The organism is Pseudomonas nabeulensis, assembly GCF_004682045.1.
Taxonomy (GTDB): domain Bacteria; phylum Pseudomonadota; class Gammaproteobacteria; order Pseudomonadales; family Pseudomonadaceae; genus Aquipseudomonas; species Aquipseudomonas nabeulensis.
In genome coordinates this window covers 46,097-63,565 of sequence record NZ_QUZT01000011.1, presented here as the reverse complement: position 1 = coordinate 63,565, position 17,469 = coordinate 46,097, and the positions used below count along the sequence as shown (strand labels likewise).

General features: G+C 60.4%; 18 protein-coding genes. 10 read left to right on the top strand and 8 right to left on the bottom strand.

Annotation, left to right across the window (positions count from 1 at the left end; genetic code table 11):
* Positions 1 to 91: 91 nt before the first annotated feature.
* From DYL61_RS08525 to DYL61_RS08515, 3 genes are all read left to right on the top strand, one after another.
* Positions 92 to 1,216, top strand: coding sequence for a GNAT family N-acetyltransferase (locus tag DYL61_RS08525; RefSeq protein ID WP_135307964.1), 1,125 nt, complete (start codon positions 92 to 94; stop codon positions 1,214 to 1,216).
* A 77-nt stretch (positions 1,217 to 1,293) separates the two neighbouring features.
* Complete coding sequence (locus DYL61_RS08520; RefSeq protein ID WP_135307963.1) at positions 1,294 to 1,572, top strand: BrnT family toxin; 279 nt, start codon at positions 1,294 to 1,296, stop codon at positions 1,570 to 1,572.
* Positions 1,550 to 1,798: a BrnA antitoxin family protein gene (locus tag DYL61_RS08515; RefSeq protein WP_105694775.1), complete on the top strand. Its 249-nt coding sequence runs from the start codon at positions 1,550 to 1,552 to the stop codon at positions 1,796 to 1,798. The genes DYL61_RS08520 and DYL61_RS08515 overlap by 23 nt, the downstream gene beginning before the upstream one ends.
* 59 nt (positions 1,799 to 1,857) lie before the next feature.
* Here DYL61_RS08515 and aqpZ read toward each other — a convergent pair whose 3' ends face one another.
* From aqpZ to DYL61_RS08490, 5 genes are all read right to left on the bottom strand, one after another.
* Positions 1,858 to 2,559 (bottom strand): aquaporin Z, encoded by a 702-nt coding sequence (gene aqpZ, locus DYL61_RS08510; protein WP_135307962.1) that lies wholly within the window; start codon positions 2,557 to 2,559, stop codon positions 1,858 to 1,860.
* A gap of 270 nt (positions 2,560 to 2,829) precedes the next feature.
* Positions 2,830 to 4,662, bottom strand: a complete 1,833-nt coding sequence (locus DYL61_RS08505) for an ABC transporter ATP-binding protein (RefSeq protein WP_135307961.1) — start codon at positions 4,660 to 4,662, stop codon at positions 2,830 to 2,832.
* Positions 4,663 to 4,756: 94 nt separating this feature from the next.
* Positions 4,757 to 5,320: a peptidylprolyl isomerase gene (locus DYL61_RS08500; protein WP_105694778.1), complete on the bottom strand. Its 564-nt coding sequence runs from the start codon at positions 5,318 to 5,320 to the stop codon at positions 4,757 to 4,759.
* 3 nt (positions 5,321 to 5,323) lie between these two features.
* Positions 5,324 to 6,127 carry an alpha/beta fold hydrolase gene (locus DYL61_RS08495; protein WP_135307960.1) on the bottom strand — a complete coding sequence of 268 codons (804 nt, stop codon included), beginning with the start codon at positions 6,125 to 6,127 and terminating at the stop codon, positions 5,324 to 5,326.
* A gap of 14 nt (positions 6,128 to 6,141) precedes the next feature.
* A complete protein-coding gene (locus tag DYL61_RS08490) occupies positions 6,142 to 7,065 on the bottom strand; it encodes a PA3225 family LysR-type transcriptional regulator (protein WP_135307959.1) in 924 nt (307 codons plus the stop codon).
* A 49-nt stretch (positions 7,066 to 7,114) separates the two neighbouring features.
* Between DYL61_RS08490 and DYL61_RS08485 the strand changes: the two genes are divergently transcribed.
* From DYL61_RS08485 to DYL61_RS08475, 3 genes are all read left to right on the top strand, one after another.
* Entirely contained in the window at positions 7,115 to 7,429 is a 315-nt protein-coding gene (locus tag DYL61_RS08485; protein WP_135307958.1) for a 3-phosphoglycerate kinase, read from the top strand.
* Positions 7,430 to 7,568: 139 nt separating this feature from the next.
* On the top strand, positions 7,569 to 8,168 hold the full coding sequence (locus tag DYL61_RS08480) for an FMN-dependent NADH-azoreductase (RefSeq protein ID WP_135307957.1): 600 nt from the start codon (positions 7,569 to 7,571) through the stop codon (positions 8,166 to 8,168).
* A 205-nt stretch (positions 8,169 to 8,373) separates the two neighbouring features.
* Positions 8,374 to 9,243, top strand: coding sequence for a carboxylate/amino acid/amine transporter (locus DYL61_RS08475; protein WP_135307956.1), 870 nt, complete (start codon positions 8,374 to 8,376; stop codon positions 9,241 to 9,243).
* Positions 9,244 to 9,346: 103 nt separating this feature from the next.
* Here the strand turns inward: DYL61_RS08475 and DYL61_RS08470 are convergent, their stop codons facing one another.
* A complete protein-coding gene (locus DYL61_RS08470) occupies positions 9,347 to 10,237 on the bottom strand; it encodes a LysR family transcriptional regulator (protein WP_135307955.1) in 891 nt (296 codons plus the stop codon).
* Positions 10,238 to 10,373: 136 nt separating this feature from the next.
* Between DYL61_RS08470 and DYL61_RS08465 the strand changes: the two genes are divergently transcribed.
* Both DYL61_RS08465 and DYL61_RS08460 read left to right on the top strand, forming a co-directional pair.
* A complete protein-coding gene (locus tag DYL61_RS08465) occupies positions 10,374 to 11,018 on the top strand; it encodes a hydrolase (RefSeq protein WP_135307954.1) in 645 nt (214 codons plus the stop codon).
* Between the two features lie 67 nt (positions 11,019 to 11,085).
* A complete protein-coding gene (locus DYL61_RS08460) occupies positions 11,086 to 12,666 on the top strand; it encodes an MFS transporter (RefSeq protein WP_135307953.1) in 1,581 nt (526 codons plus the stop codon).
* Here DYL61_RS08460 and DYL61_RS08455 read toward each other — a convergent pair.
* Both DYL61_RS08455 and DYL61_RS08450 read right to left on the bottom strand, forming a co-directional pair.
* Positions 12,663 to 13,913: an OprD family porin gene (locus DYL61_RS08455; protein ID WP_135307952.1), complete on the bottom strand. Its 1,251-nt coding sequence runs from the start codon at positions 13,911 to 13,913 to the stop codon at positions 12,663 to 12,665. The genes DYL61_RS08460 and DYL61_RS08455 overlap by 4 nt on opposite strands.
* Positions 13,914 to 13,996: 83 nt before the next feature.
* Positions 13,997 to 15,295 (bottom strand): mechanosensitive ion channel family protein, encoded by a 1,299-nt coding sequence (locus DYL61_RS08450; RefSeq protein ID WP_105694788.1) that lies wholly within the window; start codon positions 15,293 to 15,295, stop codon positions 13,997 to 13,999.
* Between the two features lie 193 nt (positions 15,296 to 15,488).
* Between DYL61_RS08450 and DYL61_RS08445 the strand changes: the two genes are divergently transcribed.
* Positions 15,489 to 16,835, top strand: coding sequence for a DEAD/DEAH box helicase (locus tag DYL61_RS08445; protein ID WP_135307951.1), 1,347 nt, complete (start codon positions 15,489 to 15,491; stop codon positions 16,833 to 16,835).
* A 150-nt stretch (positions 16,836 to 16,985) separates the two neighbouring features.
* The gene (locus DYL61_RS08440; RefSeq protein WP_135307950.1) at positions 16,986 to 17,375 is read left to right on the top strand and encodes a transcriptional regulator; all 390 of its coding nucleotides are present in this window, start codon (positions 16,986 to 16,988) and stop codon (positions 17,373 to 17,375) included.
* Positions 17,376 to 17,469: the final 94 nt, after the last annotated feature.

The following is a 17,469-nucleotide window of genomic DNA, read 5'->3' as shown; positions in this document are numbered from 1 at the left end:
TAGAGCCTTGTCGCGCGATTTGAGGGTGTGCGAAACCGGCTGATCGGCGATACTCGCCAGGCTTTCACACCCCGAACCCGTGAGGATGCCGATGCCGCTGCAACGCCTGGACAGCCTGTCCGAAATCGCCCCGCAGACTTGGGATGCACTGGTGCCGCAGGCCCAGCCGTTTGTACGGCACGCGTTCCTCAGTGCGCTGGAAGACAGCGCCAGCCTGGGCCCGCAGTCAGGCTGGCAGCCGGAGCATTTGTTGCACTGGGAGGGTGAGCGGCTGGTGGCGGCGCTGCCCAGCTATCGCAAATGGCATTCCTACGGCGAGTACGTGTTTGATCATGGCTGGGCCGATGCCTGTGAGCGGGCGGGTATCAATTACTACCCCAAGTTACTCACGGCGGTGCCGTTCAGCCCGGTGAGCGGTCCGCGGGTGCTGGCAGCGAGTGCCGAGGACGGTTTCGAACTGCTGAAAAGCCTGCCGGGCTACCTGGAGATCGAAGGGCTTTCCAGCGCCCATATCAACTTCACCGACCCGTTGGCCGACACGGCCCTTGCCGAACAGCCGGGTTGGTTGCAGCGCCTGGGCTGCCAATTTCACTGGCAGAACCGGGGCTATCGCGACTTCCAGGATTTTCTCGACGCACTTAGCTCACGCAAGCGCAAACAGATGCGCAAAGAGCGCGAACAAGTGGCGGGGCAGGGCATCGACTTCGAATGGCTGCAAGGCCATGAACTGAGCGAAGCGCAGTGGGATTTTGTCTACGCCTGCTACGCCAACACCTACGCGGTGCGCCGCCAGGCGCCCTACCTGACCCGCGCGTTTTTCAGCCTGCTGGCCGAGCGCATGCCCGAGGCCATTCGCGTGGTGCTGGCCAAACAAGGCACCCGCCCGGTGGCCATGGCGTTCAGCTTGATCGGGGGTGACAGCTTCTATGGCCGCTACTGGGGTTGCCTGGCGGAATTCGACCGTTTGCATTTCGAAACCTGTTTCTACCAGGGCATGGACTATGCCATTGCCCACGGGCTGCAACGTTTCGACGCCGGGGCACAGGGCGAGCACAAGCTGATTCGCGGGTTCGAACCGGTGATTACGCGGTCCTGGCACTACTTGCGCCATCCGGGATTGAAGAGTGCCGTGGAGGATTTCCTGGCGCGTGAGCGGCTGGGGATTGAGGCGTATGCGCAGGAGGCGAGGGCGGCGCTGCCGTATCGACAAGACTGAACCTCCGGTCTGGCGGGACTTTCAATCAAGAATTAAATCACTATCCTGTATGTACAAAAGTAAATACAGGATGTGCGATGCTTTTTGAATGGGATGAGTCCAAGAATGAAGCCAATATTGCTAAGCACGGCATCGATTTCAATGACGTCCCCGATATCTTCCGGCATCCAATGCTGGCCTTACGCGATGATCGAGTGGATTATGGCGAAGAACGGTGGATCGGCATTGGCTGGATCAAATTGTTAATAGGTGTGGTCGTATACACCGAACGGCGTGGTGATGTGATTCGTATCATCTCCGCCCGGAAAGCAACCAAGAAGGAGGCCAAATACTATGACGCAAACATCGAAGACTGATTGGGAGCGCTTGGCCAAGATGAATGATCAAGACATCGATACCGGTGATATTCCTGAGCTGGACGCCGAGTTTTTCCGACGTGCCGAATTGCGTGTTCCGGTGAAGCAGGCGGTGACGATTCGGCTGGATGCTGATGTACTGGAATGGTTCAAGGGGCAGGGAACGGGTTACCAGACGCGGATTAATCAGTTGCTACGCCAGTACATGAAGGCTCATCAAGGCTGAACCGCTATTTATTGAGCGCAGCCCTGCCGAGTGTTCGGTAGGGCTGGCTCGGCATTGCCTCAGGCCGGCTCCTCCTTGCCCAGCCATCGATAGACAAATCCACCCACCACCGCACCCAGAATCGGCGCGAGCCAGAACATCCACAATTGCTGGATCGCCCAACCGCCGACGATCAAGGCCGGGCCGGTACTGCGAGCGGGGTTGACCGAGGTGTTGGTGACGGGGATGGAGATCAGGTGGATCAACGTTAACGCCAGGCCAATGGCGATGGGCGCGAGGCCCTTCGGGGCGCGATGGTCGGTGGCGCCGAGGATGATCAGCACGAACATCGCCGTCATCACCAGTTCGCACACAAACCCTGCCGCCATCGAATAACCGCCGGGCGAATGCTCGCCATAGCCGTTGGACGCCAGGCCTGACGCCAGTTCAAACCCTGGTTTGCCGCTGGCAATGAAATACAACAACGCAGCGGCGATGGTGCCACCGATGACTTGGGAGACGATGTACGCCGGTAACTCCCTGGCCGGAAATCTTCCGCCCACGACCAGCCCCACCGATACCGCCGGGTTGAGGTGACACCCGCTGATATGCCCGATGGCAAAGGCCATGGTCAGCACCGTCAGCCCGAATGCCAGGGCCACCCCCAACAACCCGATCCCGACTGCGGGGAACGCTGCGGCCAACACCGCACTCCCGCAACCGCCCAACACCAGCCAAAACGTACCCAACCCCTCCGTGACTGAACGCTTGAACAAAGACATGGAACACGTCCTTGATAGATCGCTCTACCGAAACAGTAAATCAGTGATGCTCCCTGCAGATTTACTTCAGCGCCCGTCTGGGCACTGCTGTGAGTACAGCATGGTTGTGGCACAAATCCAGGCCTCCACAAAAACCTGAATTGATGCGGGTAAATGTGGGAGGGGGCTTGCCCCCGATTGCGGGGTGTCAGCCAATACATCATTGACTGATCTACCGCTATCGGGGGCAAGCCCCCTCCCACAGTTTGAATTGCATAGGGTTTGGAATCGTCAGTCGATACCGACAAATCCCCCGGTCTGGTGCTGCCACAACCGCGCATACAACCCACCATGGGCCAGCAACTCGGCATGGCTGCCACTCTCGGCAATCTGGCCTTTCTCCAGCACCACCAACCGATCCATCCGGGCAATGGTCGACAGCCGGTGCGCAATCGCGATCACCGTCTTGCCTTGCATCAGGGTTTCCAGGCTTTCCTGGATCGCCGCTTCCACTTCCGAGTCCAGCGCCGAGGTGGCTTCGTCCATGATCAGGATCGGTGCGTCCTTGAGCAGCACGCGGGCGATGGCGATACGTTGGCGCTGCCCGCCGGATAGTTTCACCCCGCGCTCACCGACGTGCGCGTCGAGCCCGGTACGGCCTTCGGAGTCCGACAGCAGCGGAATGAACTCATCGGCCCGGGCTTTGCGCACGGCGGCCCAGAGTTCTTCATCGGTGGCGTCCGGCTTGCCGTACAGCAGGTTGTCGCGGATCGAGCGGTGCAGCAGGGAAGTGTCCTGGGTGATCATGCCGATCTGTTCGCGCAGGGTTTCCTGGGCGACGTCGGCGATGTTCTGGCCGTCGATGAGGATGCGCCCGCCTTGCAGGTCGTACAGGCGCAGCAGCAGGTTGACCAGCGTGGACTTGCCCGCACCGGACGGCCCGATCAGGCCGATCTTTTCCCCGGCGTTGATCGTAAGGTTCAGCCCGCCAATGATCCCGCTCTTTTTGCCGTAGTGAAAATCCACCTGCTCGAAACGTACTTCACCCCGGGGCACATTCAGGCGCGGGGCGTTCTCGCGGTCGACGACGGCCAAGGGTTGGGCGATGGTTTTCAGGCCGTCCTGCACCATGCCGATGTTCTCGAAAATGCCGTTGACCACCCACATGATCCAGCCGGACATGTTGACGATACGGATCACCAAGCCAGTCGCCAGGGCAATCGCACCCACCGAGATCATCGACTGCGTCCACAGCCACAACGCCAGGCCAGTGGTGGTGACAATCAGCAGGCCGTTCATGGTGGTGATCACGATGTCCATGCTGGTCACCACACGGCTGGCCAGCTGGGTTTTTTCGGTCTGCTCGATGATCGCTTCCTTGGCGTACTGCTGCTCGTATTGGGTATGAGCGAACAGTTTCAAGGTGGTGATGTTGGTGTAGCCGTCGACGATACGGCCCATCAATTTGGAGCGCGCTTCGGAGGAGATCACCGAGCGCTCCTTCACCCGTGGCACGAAGTAGCGCAGGGCGAGGCTGTAGCAGATGATCCAGGTCACCAGCGGGATCATCAGGCGCCAGTCGGCCTCGGCAAACAACACCAGGGAACTGATGGCGTAGATCGCCACGTGCCAGATCGCATCCACGGCGGCCACGGCGGAGTCGCGCAGGGAGTTGCCGGTTTGCATGATGCGCTGGGCGATGCGCCCGGCGAAGTCGTTCTGGAAGAAGTTCAGGCTCTGCTTGAGCACGTAGCTATGGTTCTGCCAGCGAATCAGGCTGGTCATGCCGGGGCTGATGGTCTGGTGCACCAGCAGGTCATGCAGCGCGCCGAAAATCGGGCGCAACAGCAGCGCGACCACGGCCATCCAGATCAGCTCGGCGCTGTGCATTTGGAAGAAGTTCGCCGGCGGCGTGCCCTGGGCCAGGTCGATGATGCGGCTCAGGTAGCTGAACAGTGCCACTTCGATGAGCGCGCCGATCAGGCCGACTACCAGCAAGGCGGCGAAGTGCGGCCATACCTGGCGCAGGTAGTAGAGGTAGAAGGGCAGGACTTTGTCGGGCGGGGCGGCGCTGGGCGCGTCGCGGAAAATATCGATCAGTTGTTCAAAGCGACGATAGAGCATTAAGTCTGACGCCCGCGGTGCGGGCTCTCCTTTCAAATACGCGCGGTGCCTTGTGAGCGCCGCGCGGGGCTACCTGAGTAAAGCCCTGTTGACCTCAGTCGATGCGCTTGGCCGACTTGATCACAACAGGATCGATTGGCACGTTCTGCATGCCCTGTTTGGTGGTGGTCTGGGAGTTGACGATGATGTCGACCACGTCCATGCCCTTGACCACTTTGGCGAACACCGCGTAACCGGCATCGCGACCTGGGTCGAGGAAGGCATTGTCGGCAACGTTGATGAAGAATTGGCTGGTGGCCGAATTCGGGTCGTTGGTGCGGGCCATGGACAGGGTGCCGCGTACGTTATGCAGGCCGTTGCTGGCCTCGTTCTTGATCGGCGCTTCGGTCGGCTTTTGCGACATCTGCGCGGTGAACCCGCCGCCCTGGACCATAAAGCCCGGGATCACACGGTGGAAAATCGTGTTGGTGTAGAAGCCTTTGTCGACATAGGCCAGGAAGTTCTTGGTGCTGATGGGCGCCTTGACCGGGTCCAGTTCGATTTCAATCTCGCCGTTGGTGGTGGTGATCAGCACGTGCGGTGCCTTTGCCGGCTGGGCCGCCATCAGGTTGGCTGCGAACAGAACAGAACCGGCAAAGAAGGCGATTTTTTTCAACATGGGTCAGTGATCCTGGGTAGTGGTTTCGACTGTCTTTAGAAATTCGAGCAGGGTTGCGTTAAAGACTTCGGGTTGGTCCAAGGGCGTGGCGTGGCGGGAATCTTCGATCACCACCAGCCGCGCATCGGGCAGCAGTTTTACATAGTTTTCTTTGTGCGCCACGGGGGTGTAGTCGTGGTCGGCGCTGATGACCAGGGTTGGACAGGCAATCCTCGAAAGTCGTTCCTGCACACCCCAGCCCACAATCGCATCGAAGCTGGCGAGATAAGCACGTTTGTCGTTTTTTGCCCAGCGTTCGACCATCTTGCGGCGCAGGTCGGCCTGTTCAGGTTTGGGAAATAATCGGTCGCCCAACGCCTTGCCGATGGTGGCCAGGCTGAGCATGCGCGCCAGGCTCCAGCGCTTGGTCCACTGCCAATAATCATCGGCACTGCGCACCTTGACCTCGGGCGCGCTGTTGACGATACACAGGCTCTTGACCTGCGCCGGTTCGTCCACCGCCAACTGGAACGCGATCATGCCGCCCATGGATAAGCCCACCACATGGGCGGGCGGCAGGTCCAGGTGTTCGATCAACGCAAGCAGGTCGAACGTGAAGCCCTGGATGCTGTAGCGCTCGCGAGGTTTGTCGGAGCGTCCATGCCCGCGCACGTCCACCACGATCAGACGGTAATGCCTGGCCAATACCGGGATTTGCAATTCCCAATCCTGGCTGCTGGAGCCCAGGCCGTGGATCAGGATCAGCGGCGTGCCGCGTCCGTATTCCTCATAGTGCAGGCTGCATCCTTCGTGGTCGAACCAGGCCATGCATGAACTCCGTTTCAGGCTTGCTGGGGGGCGGCGAACGGCGCGTCCAGGGGGGCGGTGTCAAAGGTGCGCAGCAGTTCGACGAGGATCTGCGTCGCCGGCCCCAAGGGTTTGTCTTTGTTCGAGTACAGGTAGAACGTGGGGTGGCGGCTGCCGCCCTGTTCCAAGGGTAGCTGCTTGAGCACGCCCTCGGCGAGTTCGCGCTCGATCATGTGGCGGGGCAGCCAGGCGAAGCCCAGGCCGCTGCCCACGAAGGAGGCGGCGGTGGCCAGGCTGCCGACGGTCCAGCGTTGCTCGGCGCCGAGCCAGCCCACATCACGGGGTTGCTGGCGACCGGAGTCGCGGATCACCACCTGCATCTGGCTTTCCAGGTCCTGGAAACTCAGTTCGCGGTTCATGCGGTGCAGGGCGTGTTCGGGGTGGGCCACGGCGACAAATTCCACGTCGCTCATTTCCGTGCCCAGGTAACCGGGGATGCTGAAACCGCAAATGGCCAGGTCGGCCACGCCTTCTATCAGCAGCTCTTCTACGCCGGACAACACTTCTTCGCGCAGGCGCACGCGGCAACCACGACTCTGGGGCATAAAGGCGGAGAGGGCACGCACAAGACGCGCATTGGGGTACGCCGCGTCCACTACCAGGCGTACTTCGGCTTCCCAGCCCTGTTCCATATGGTGGGCGAGGTCTTCCAGTTGGCTGGCGTTCTTCACCAGTTGCCGGGAGCGGCGCAACAGCACTTCACCAGCGTCGGTGAGCACGGCTTTGCGCCCGTCGATGCGCAGCAGTGGCACGCCGAGCTGGTCTTGCATGCGGGCCACGGTGTAGCTCACCGAAGACTGCGAACGGTGCAGCGCTTCGGCCGCCTGGGCGAAGCCGCCATGGTCGACCACGGCCTGCAACGTGCGCCATTGATCGAGGGTAACGCGGGGCGCTTTCAAGATGGGTTCCTCTTGTCCTAAGCTGGCGGTCCTTATTGGAGACCACCGAATGAGAAAATTCTGTTGTGTGTTGCTGGCGTTGCTGCCGATGAGTGCATTTGCCTACCCGATCGACGTCACCAAAAAGATCGATGGCGTGAGCATCGACTACACCGCCTCCGATGTGGACGGCGATATCAGTTCGATCCAGCTCAATAACTACGGCATCCACGATGCCGTGTGCTCGGTAGTCTTCACCAACGGCCCGGAGTCGCCGCGTCGGCGTACGGTCACCGTACCCGCCGGTAAAAGCACCAACACCACCGTCAAGTTCAACCGCGCCATTATCAAGATGCGCATTGCCTTGGCCTGCACGCCGAAATAACCAATAGCGGAGCATGACTCCGCTTATAAACAAATTTATAGATCGGTTATAGCAGTTTTTTGCGCTTTTTAATCGAATTGGCTCTGTTTAATCTTCACTCCATCGACTTACAGCAATTACAGATGGAGCCTACAACGCCATGTCAAAAGTTCTGATCATCGAAAGCAGCGCCCGCCAGCAGGATTCGATCTCCCGCCAACTGACCCAGCAGTTCATCAGCCAATGGCAGGCCGCCCACCCGGCGGATCAGATCACCGTACGTGACGTGGCGCTCAACCCGGTTCCTCACTTGGACGCCAACCTGCTCGGCGGCTGGATGAAGCCTGCGGATCAGCGCAGCGGCGACGAACAGGCTTCACTGGATCGCTCCAACGAATTGACCGACGAACTGCTGGCCGCCGACGTACTGGTCATGGCCGCGCCGATGTACAACTTCGCCATCCCCAGCACTCTCAAAGCCTGGCTGGATCACGTATTGCGTGCCGGTGTGACCTTTAAATACACCGCCACCGGCCCTCAAGGTTTGCTGACCGGCAAGCGCGCCATCGTGCTGACCGCTCGCGGCGGCATCCACACCGGCGCTACTTCGGATCACCAGGAACCGTACCTGCGTCAGGTCATGGGCTTTATCGGCATCCACGATGTCACCTTCATTCACGCCGAAGGGGTGAACCTGAGCGGTGATTTCCAGGAAAAAGGCATCAACCACGCCAAGGCGCTGCTCGCCCAGGTCGCATGAGGATTCTTTAATCGTCAGATAATCCCGCGATGTTTATATCGCTCCACGCAAACCCTTCAAGTACGCGTAACGAACCTCCCTTTGCACTTTTGCTCCTGAGTGCTCCTGCCCGACTGCCGCTATAGCGAGGTCGGGTTTTTTTTGCCCCGAGTTTCTTCAACCGCCGAAAACCTTTAATGTCCCGCCCATTCGAAACGAGGCGCGCATGGGCTATCTACTGGTTGTCACCCTGATTCAGGCATTTTCCTTCAGCTTGATCGGCGAATACCTCGCCGGTCACGTCGACAGCTACTTCGCGGTGCTGGTGCGCGTGGTGCTGGCCGGTCTGGTCTTCATCCCGCTGACGCGCTGGCGTTCGGTGGAACCGGCGTTCATGCGCGGCATGCTGATGATCGGCGCATTGCAGTTTGGCGTGACGTACGTGTGCCTGTACTTGAGCTTCCGTGTGCTTACGGTGCCGGAGGTGCTGCTGTTCACCATCCTCACGCCGCTGCACGTGACCTTGATCGAAGACGCGCTCAACCGTCGTTTCAACCCGTGGGCGCTGATTGCGGCATTGGTAGCCGTGGCCGGCGCGGCGGTGATTCGCTTCGACCAGATCACCCCGCATTTCCTCGGTGGCTTCCTGCTGCTGCAATTGGCCAACTTCACCTATGCCGCCGGGCAAGTGATGTACAAGCATCTGGTGAAGCGTTATCCGAGTGACCTGCCGCACTACCGACGTTTCGGTTTCTTCTACGTGGGCGCTTTACTGGTGGTGTTGCCGGCGTTCCTGCTGTTCGGCAAGGCCAACTACCTGCCTGATGCCCCGCTGCAATGGGGCGTGCTGGTGTTCCTCGGTTTGGTCAGCACGGCGCTGGGCATGTACTGGTGGAACAAAGGCGCGTGCCTGGTGCAGGGCGGTACGTTGGCGGTAATGAACAACCTGCATGTGCCGGTGGGGTTGTTGTTGAACCTGCTGATCTGGAACCAGCATGAGCCGCTGGGGCGGTTGGCGTTGGGTGGGTTGGTGATTTTGGGGGCGGTGTGGATTAGTCGGTTGGGGGCTGTAAGTAACTCAAAAGGCACCGTATAAGCAATGTGGGAGGGGGCTTGCTCCCGATAGCAGTGTATCAGTCAAGGATGTTCTAACTGATCCACCGCTATCGGGAGCAAGCCCCCTCCCACATTTAAAGCGGTTAAGCCTTGACAGCCAACTGCTCCACCAAAAACTCAATAAACGCCCGCGTCTTCTGCGGCACCCGCCGTGCCGATGAATACACCGCATTTACCGTAATCGCCGGCGCCTGCCACTCGCACAACACGGGCACCAGGCGCCCGGCCGCCAGGGCGTCCTCGACAATAAAATCCGGCAACAACGCAATGCCCATGTCCGCTTCGGCGGCCTGGGCGAGCAGGTCGCCGTTATTGGCGTGCAACGGGCCTGTGACATTAACGCGCTGAGTGTCCTTGCCGTTGCTCAGTTGTAGGCTCACGCCGCTTTGCAGGTAGCCGTAGTTCAAGCATTGGTGCTGACGCAGGTCCTGTGGGGTTTGCGGTGTGCCGGCACGTTCCAGATAAGCCGGTGAGGCCACCATGATGCGCGGCGCGGGCGCCAGTTGACGGGCGATCATGGTGGAGTCGGGCAGGCTGGCGATGCGGATGGTCACGTCGAAACCGCCGCGTACCGGGTCCACTTGTTGGTCGCTGAGTACCAGTTGCAACTCGATGTTCGGGTGTTGTTCGTGGAACAGCGGGATCAGCCGCCCGAGCCGATGCAAGCCGAACGACATCGGTGCATTCACCCGCAGTACACCGCGCAGTTCACCAATTCCGTCTCGTGCCCGTTGCTCGGCTTCGTCGAGTGCCGCGATCACTTCCCGTGCCGCTTCGAAATACTCGGCGCCAGCCTCCGTCAGGTGCAGGCTGCGGGTGGTGCGTTGCAACAGTTGCACGCCGATGGCGTCTTCCAGGGCCTGGATCTGTTTGCTCACTTTTGAACGTGGCACGTCCATGGCGCGGGCCGCGGCGGCGAAGCCGTTTTCGCCGACGGTGACGACGAACGCACGCATGCACTCGATGCGGTCCATAATTGTCCCTTTTTCAGAATCAATGAATCCATATTCTAGGTAATTGTCTCGATATTGGCTAGGCCGTAAAGTGACTTCCAAGCCGCCAGCCACGCTGGAAGCAACTAAAAAACCAACTCATTAAAGGGAAGTCACCATGTCCATTCGCGAATTGCTCAACCCATCCAACTCCACCCTGATCCTGATCGATCACCAGCCACAGATGTCCTTCGGCGTGCAGTCCATCGACCGCCAAACCCTGAAGAACAACACCGTGGCTCTGGCTAAAGCGGCCAAGATCTTCAACGTGCCGACCATCTTTACCTCGGTCGAAACCAAAAGCTTCAGCGGCTATATCTGGCCGGAGCTGCTCAGCGTATTCCCCGACCAACAGCCGATCGAGCGCACCTCGATGAACTCCTGGGAAGACAAGGCGCTGGTCGCCGCCGTGAAGGCCACAGGCCGCAAAAAACTGATCATGGCCGCACTGTGGACCGAGGTCTGCCTGAACTTCCCGGCGCTGGAAGCCCTGGCCGAAGGCTACGAGGTGTACATCGTCACCGACGCGTCCGGTGGCACCACCAAGGAAGCCCATGACATGTCGATCCAGCGCATGATCCAGGCCGGCGCAGTCCCGGTGACCTGGCAGCAAGTGTTGCTCGAATACCAGCGCGACTGGGCGCACAAAGAAACCTACGACGAAGTCATGGACCTGGTTCGCGACCACAGCGGTGCGTACGGCATGGGCGTGGACTACGCCTACACCATGGTGCACGGCGCGCCGCAGCGTCAGGTCAAGTAACGCCGTCACGGGCCACAGCCGCAGGGCTGTGGCTTTTTTTTGCGCTTTTTTCCAGCAGGTTTGCGCCATGACCACCGCCACCACCCGCTCCCCGTGGAGCCCGTTGAAACATTCAATCTTCCGCGGGCTCTGGCTCGCCAGCATCGCTTCGAATATCGGCACCTGGATGCACGAGGTCGGCGCCGGTTGGTTGATGACCTCGCTGTCGGCCAACCCGATGACCGTCGCCCTGGTGCAAGTGGCCAGTGCGGCGCCGATGTTCCTGTTGGCGCTGCCCGCCGGAGCCCTCGCCGATATCGTCGACAAGCGTCGCTATTTGCTGATGGTGCAAGCCTGGATGGCCACGGTGGCATTGCTGTTGGCGGTGTTGACGCTGAGCGGTTTGATGACCGTGCCGTTGTTGTTGCTGTTGACCCTGGGCATGGGCGTGGGCACGGCATTGATGATGCCCGCGTGGTCGTCGCTGACACCGGAACTGGTGCCGGCTGACGAGGTGCCGTCGGCCATCGCCTTGAGCAGCGTAGGCACCAACCTTGCCCGCGCCGTTGGCCCGGCAATCGCCGGTGTGCTGGTGAGCCTGGTGGGGCCATGGGCTACGTTCGCGGTGAATGCGTTGTCGTTTTTTGCGGTGATTTCGGTGCTGTGCCTGTGGCGGCGCGAAACCCAGGTGGCCGTGTTGCCGGCCGAGCGGTTGTTCAGCGCGGTACGGGTGGGCTGGCGTTACGCGCGCAGTTCGCGGCCGTTGCAGCGGGTGTTGGTGCGCACGTTGGCGTTCTTCTTTGGTGCGAGTGCCGGGATGTCATTGCTGCCGCTGATTGTGCGCGGTGAATTACATGGCAGCGCGGCGCAGTTCGGTGTGTTGCTGGGCAGTGTGGGAATCGGTGCGGTACTCGGCGCGATGCTGTTGCCACGCCTGCGTCAGGCGTTGTCGGTGGACAAACTGGTTGCGCTTGCCAGCCTGGTCTACGCCTTGGTGCTGTTTGCCCTGGCCTGGGTGCGGGAGTTCTACGTGTTGATCCCGGTGATGCTGATCAGCGGAGCAGCGTGGATCGCGGTGCTATCCAGCTTCCAGGTGGCGGCGCAAACCTCAGTGCCCGCCTGGGTGCGGGCACGGGCCTTGGCGGTGTATATCCTGATGTTCTTCGGCTCCATGGCCGTCGGCGGATTGCTCTGGGGTTGGGTCGCCAGCCATAGCTCCATGAGCCTGGCGCTGAGTGTTGCAGGTTCAGTGTTGGCGCTGGGTGTGTTGCTGACCTGGCGAGTTGCCTTGCCACAACGCAAGGCTGAAGACCTGGCACCTTCGCTGCACTGGCCGCAACCGCTGCTGGCAGAAGGGCAGGATCAAGAGCGTGGCCCGGTGATGGTGACGCTGGAATACGACATCGACCCGCAGCACCTCCAGGACTTCACCCAGGCTATGAGCGCAGTGCGCCGCATGCGCCAACGCAACGGCTCGTTTTCCTGGAGCCTGGTGCAAGACAGCGAGCATCCACGGCGCTGGTGTGAAGTGTTCTACGACGAATCCTGGATCGGCCACTTGCGCCATCACCAACGGGTGACGCGCGCGGAGTTGAAGATTGAAGCGGCGGCGCGGCGTTATCAGACGGAAGGGGTGGCGATTGGGATTCGTCACTTCTTGCAGGGTTAGCGCAACTTCAACGGATATTCGACCACCACATACACCCGGTCGATATCGTCCCCGGCCTGGGCGCTGTTGGCGCGGTGGCTGACATGGGACAGCTGCACCGACAGGTCCTTGGCCGGACCGGATTGCACCACGTAATGCAGGTCGATATCCCGCTCCCAGTGACGGCCGCCACGACCTTGTTGGAGTGTGTACGCGCCGTCTTGGGGAGCGTGCGTGCCGTCGATGCCACGGCCCGTGACGTAGCGGGTCATGAATTTCAGGCCGGGAATGCCGAAGCTGGCGAGGTTGAGATCGTAGCGAACTTGCCATGAGCTTTCGCCAGGGCCGTTGAAGTCGGCGTATTTGATCGAGTTGGCGAGGTAGATCGAGTCACCACCCACGAAGTCGAACGGTGTGTTGCCATTGATCTTCTGGTAGGCCAGCGTCACGGACTGCGCCGCAAAACTGTATTTGCCCGCCAGGCTGTAAGCGGTGTTGGCGATGGTGCCGGCCTCGGCGCGGCCCTGGTCTTCGGTGCGGTAGATATTGCTGTCCAGCATCCAGTTGGCAGGGGACCAATGCAGGTTGGCGTAGTACTGGCGCCAGGTGTCGCTCAACTGCGAAGTGTACAGCGCACCGCCCAGTGGCTGGCCTTCGAAGAATTGCCCGCCGAGAAAGTCGATGGCGTTGTGACGAGTGCTTGCACCGTAGCCGCTGAAATCACCGCGCCCGTTGGAGCTGTCCTGGTTTTTGAACGCGGTGAAGTGGCCGGCTTGCCAGTGCAGGGCTTCCATTTCGCGGCTATCGAGCAGAAATCCGCTGGCATATTCAGGTTGCAGGCGTTTGTCGGAGGTGTCGAACACCGGGGTTTCGACAGTCATTTCACCTACCGACAGGGTGGTCTTTGAGGCCCGCAACTTGAGTGCGCCTCCAGCGCTGGAGTAGTCGCGCTCACTGCGCCCGTCGCTGTCCACGGGCAGCAGACCGGTGCCGGAATGGCCTTTGCCGCCATCGAGTTTCAGGCCGACAAAGGCATGGGCGTCGAAACCGAAGCCAATCGTGCCTGGCGTGAAGCCGGAGTCGAAGTTGGCAATGAACCCTTGCGCCCATTCCTCCTTGTGCGGCTTGCTCGAAGGGGAGCGCTCTTTGTTGTCGAGATAGAAGTTGCGGCTGAGCACGTCGAGGGTTGAATCGTCGAGAACACCTGCCGCCAGCACGCTATTGCAGGTGCCGGCCAGCATAAGTGACAGCAGGGTTGGAGCGCGCATCGGCGTAGCCTCAAAGGATTTTCAATGAGGCCAAGGGTCGCCGAATGTTCAGCACAACGATTGGATGGCTGTGCTGAATCGCTCTAGATCGCGGCTCTTTCCGGTGCGGGCAGATGGCTGGCGCCCAGCACGGCGGGCAATACCCCGGCGCGCAGGTCATTGCCGCTCGGCTGCTGATACAGGCTCAGGCCAAATTCCGGCAACACCGCCAGCAGGTAATCGAAGATATCGCCCTGGATACGCTCGTATTCGGCCCAGACGGTGGTGCGTGTGAAACAGTAGATTTCCAGCGGTACGCCCTGGGCGGTGGTTTGCATTTGGCGCACCATGCAGGTCATGTTCGGCTGGATGTCCGGGTGGCTTTTCAGATAGGCCAGGGCATAAGCGCGGAAGGTCCCGAGGTTGGTCATGCGGCGGCGGTTGGCCGACAGTTGCGGGCTGTGCCCCTGGGCTTCGTTCCAGGCCTTGAGTTCAGCCTGCTTGCGCCCGATGTAGTCGGTCAGCAGGTGCACTTGGGTCATGCGCACTTCTTCATCGTCGCGCAGGAAACGCACGCCGCTGGCGTCGATAAACAGGCTGCGCTTGATGCGGCGCCCGCCGGAGGCCTGCATGCCGCGCCAGTTCTTGAACGACTCGGACATCAGTCGCCACGTGGGAATCGAGACGATGGTCTTGTCGAAGTTCTGCACCTTGACTGTGTGCAAGGTGATGTCCACCACATCGCCATCGGCACCGACCTGGGGCATCTCGATCCAATCGCCCACCCGCAGCATGTCGTTGCTGGTCAGTTGTACGCTGGCAACGAACGACAGCAGGGTGTCCTTGTAGACCAACAGGATCACCGCCGACATCGCACCCAGCCCCGACAGCAGCAACAGTGGTGAACGGTCGATCAGCGTGGCGACGATGATGATCGCGCCAAACACGTACAGGACCATCTTGGCCAACTGTACGTAACCCTTGATGGAGCGGGTGCGGGCGTGTTCGGTGCGGGCGTAGATGTCCAGCAGGGCGTTGAGCAGGGCGCTCATGGCCAGCATCAGGAACAGGATGGTGACCGCCAGGGCCACATTGCCGATGAACAGGATGGCGGTCTTGCTCAGGTCCGGCACCAGGTACAGGCCAAACTGGATCACCAGCGAAGGCGTCATCTGCGCCAGGCGCTGGAAGACTTTGTTGTGCCGTAGGTCGTTGAGCCAGTGCAGGGCCGGTTGCCGGCCGAGCAATTTGACGGTGTGAAGGATGAGGTAGCGCGCCACTCGTCCGAGCAACAGCGCCACCACCAGCAACACCAGCAAGCCGAGGCTGGCATGCAGCAGCGGGTGTTCATCGAGGGCGCCCCAGAGGTCCTGGGCGTTGAGCCAGAGCTGTTTGATATCCATGGGTGAAACCGATTCTTCTGTGGGACAAGACGGGGCGATTAGAGCATTTAAGTGCAACAAAGTTGGCGTCCTGGACAAATGCCCTGACAAAAAAACAGCCGATTGGCACCGTTCGCGTAAAGAAACTCGGTTTGGACGCCCGAAACCGGTAACCTATGCAGCTGATTTTTTGTATTTCTTCGAGGTAGCACCCGTGTTTTCCCAATTCGCCCTGCACGAACGCCTGCTCAAAGCCGTGGCCGAGCTTAAATTTGTCGAGCCTACGCCTGTGCAAGCAGCGGCCATCCCGCTCGCGCTCGAAGGGCGTGACCTGCGGGTGACAGCTCAAACCGGTAGCGGCAAGACCGCCGCCTTTGTCCTGCCTGTGCTGAACCGCCTGATCGGCCCGGCCAAGGTCCGCGTGAGCATCAAGACCCTGATCCTGCTGCCGACCCGCGAACTGGCCCAGCAGACCCTGAAGGAAGTGGAACGCTTTTCGCAATTCACCTTCATCAAGTCTGGCATCATCACCGGCGGCGAAGACTTCAAGGTCCAGGCAGCCATGCTGCGCAAGGTGCCGGACATCCTGATCGGCACCCCGGGCCGGATGATCGAGCAACTCAACGCTGGCAACCTTGACCTCAAGGAAGTCGAAGTACTGGTGCTGGACGAAGCCGACCGCATGCTCGACATGGGCTTTGCCGACGATGTGCAACGCCTTGTAGGCGAATGCGTCAACCGCCAGCAGACCATGCTGTTCTCCGCCACCACCGGCGGTTCCACGTTGCGCGACATGGTCGCCAAGGTGCTGAACAACCCTGAGCACTTGCAGGTCAACGCGGTCAGCCAACTGAACTCGACCACCCGTCAGCAGATCATTACCGCTGACCATAACGTGCACAAAGAGCAGATCCTCAACTGGCTGCTGGCCAACGAGACCTATCAGAAAGCCATTGTGTTCACCAACACTCGCGCTGCCGCCGACCGCATCTACGGTCGTCTGGTCGCCCAGGAATACAAGGCGTTCGTGCTGCACGGCGAAAAAGACCAGAAGGACCGCAAGCTGGCCATCGACCGCCTCAAGGCCGGTGGCGTGAAGATCCTCGTGGCCACCGACGTCGCCGCCCGCGGCCTGGACGTGGATGGCCTGGACTTGGTGATCAACTTCGACATGCCCCGCAGCGGCGACGAATACGTGCACCGTATCGGCCGTACCGGGCGTGCGGGCAACGATGGCCTGGCCATCTCGCTGATCTGCCACGGCGACTGGAACCTGATGTCGAGCATCGAGCGCTACCTCAAGCAGTCGTTCGAGCGCCGTACCATCAAGGAAGTCAAAGGCACCTACACCGGGCCGAAAAAGGTCAAGGCCTCGGGCAAAGCCGTGGGTGTGAAGAAGAAAAAGACCGACGCCAAAGGCGACAAGAAGAAAACCGGCGCCAAGGCTCCGACCAAACGCCGGATCACCAACCGTCCGAAGACCGACACGCCGTCGCTCGTCAGCAAAGACGGCATGGCCCCGCTCAAGCGCCGCAAGCCAGAGGCTCCGGCTGCTGAGTAAGGTTTTAGCGTTATGAAAAAACCGGACGATGGTCCGGTTTTTTTATGCCTGCGGGTTTTGTGGCTTCGTCAGCCGGAGTGAACGGCCCGCAGTGCAGCCTGTCCACCGTTTAACGGGCCACTTTTCCACCCGCCCGCAGGAGGAATCAGGATGACGACTTACAACTGGGATCTGATTGAGCGTCTGCTGCATGAAGTGCAGAACGGCGAAGGCAGCTTTGCCCCGCGCAAGTACGCCGAGCAGGAAGCTGCCGAGAAGGCTACGGCGGGTGAGACGACGGGGAATCTGGATGCACTGAAAAAAACCGCTGCAGATTATGAGGCGTTGCTGTTCAAGCGTGGGTTTATCGAGTCGCGGCCGGAGGAGGAGGGCGGCAATGGTGAGAATTTCATCCTTACCCCGCTGGGTGCGCAGTTGCTGGCGCTGATCGACAGTTCGATTCCCGGCAATGACCATCCGCGGCAAGTGTTGGACGAACAGGTCGACGCACTTGACCCGGCGACATTTGCCGAGGTGGCCTCCAAGGCACAAATTGCCTGACCGAAGATTTGCCCTAATGCCAGTCAGTTAAGGAAACAAAAAGGCGACGCAATCCTTGTAGTGAGCGGGCTTGCCCCGCGCTGGGGGGCGGAGC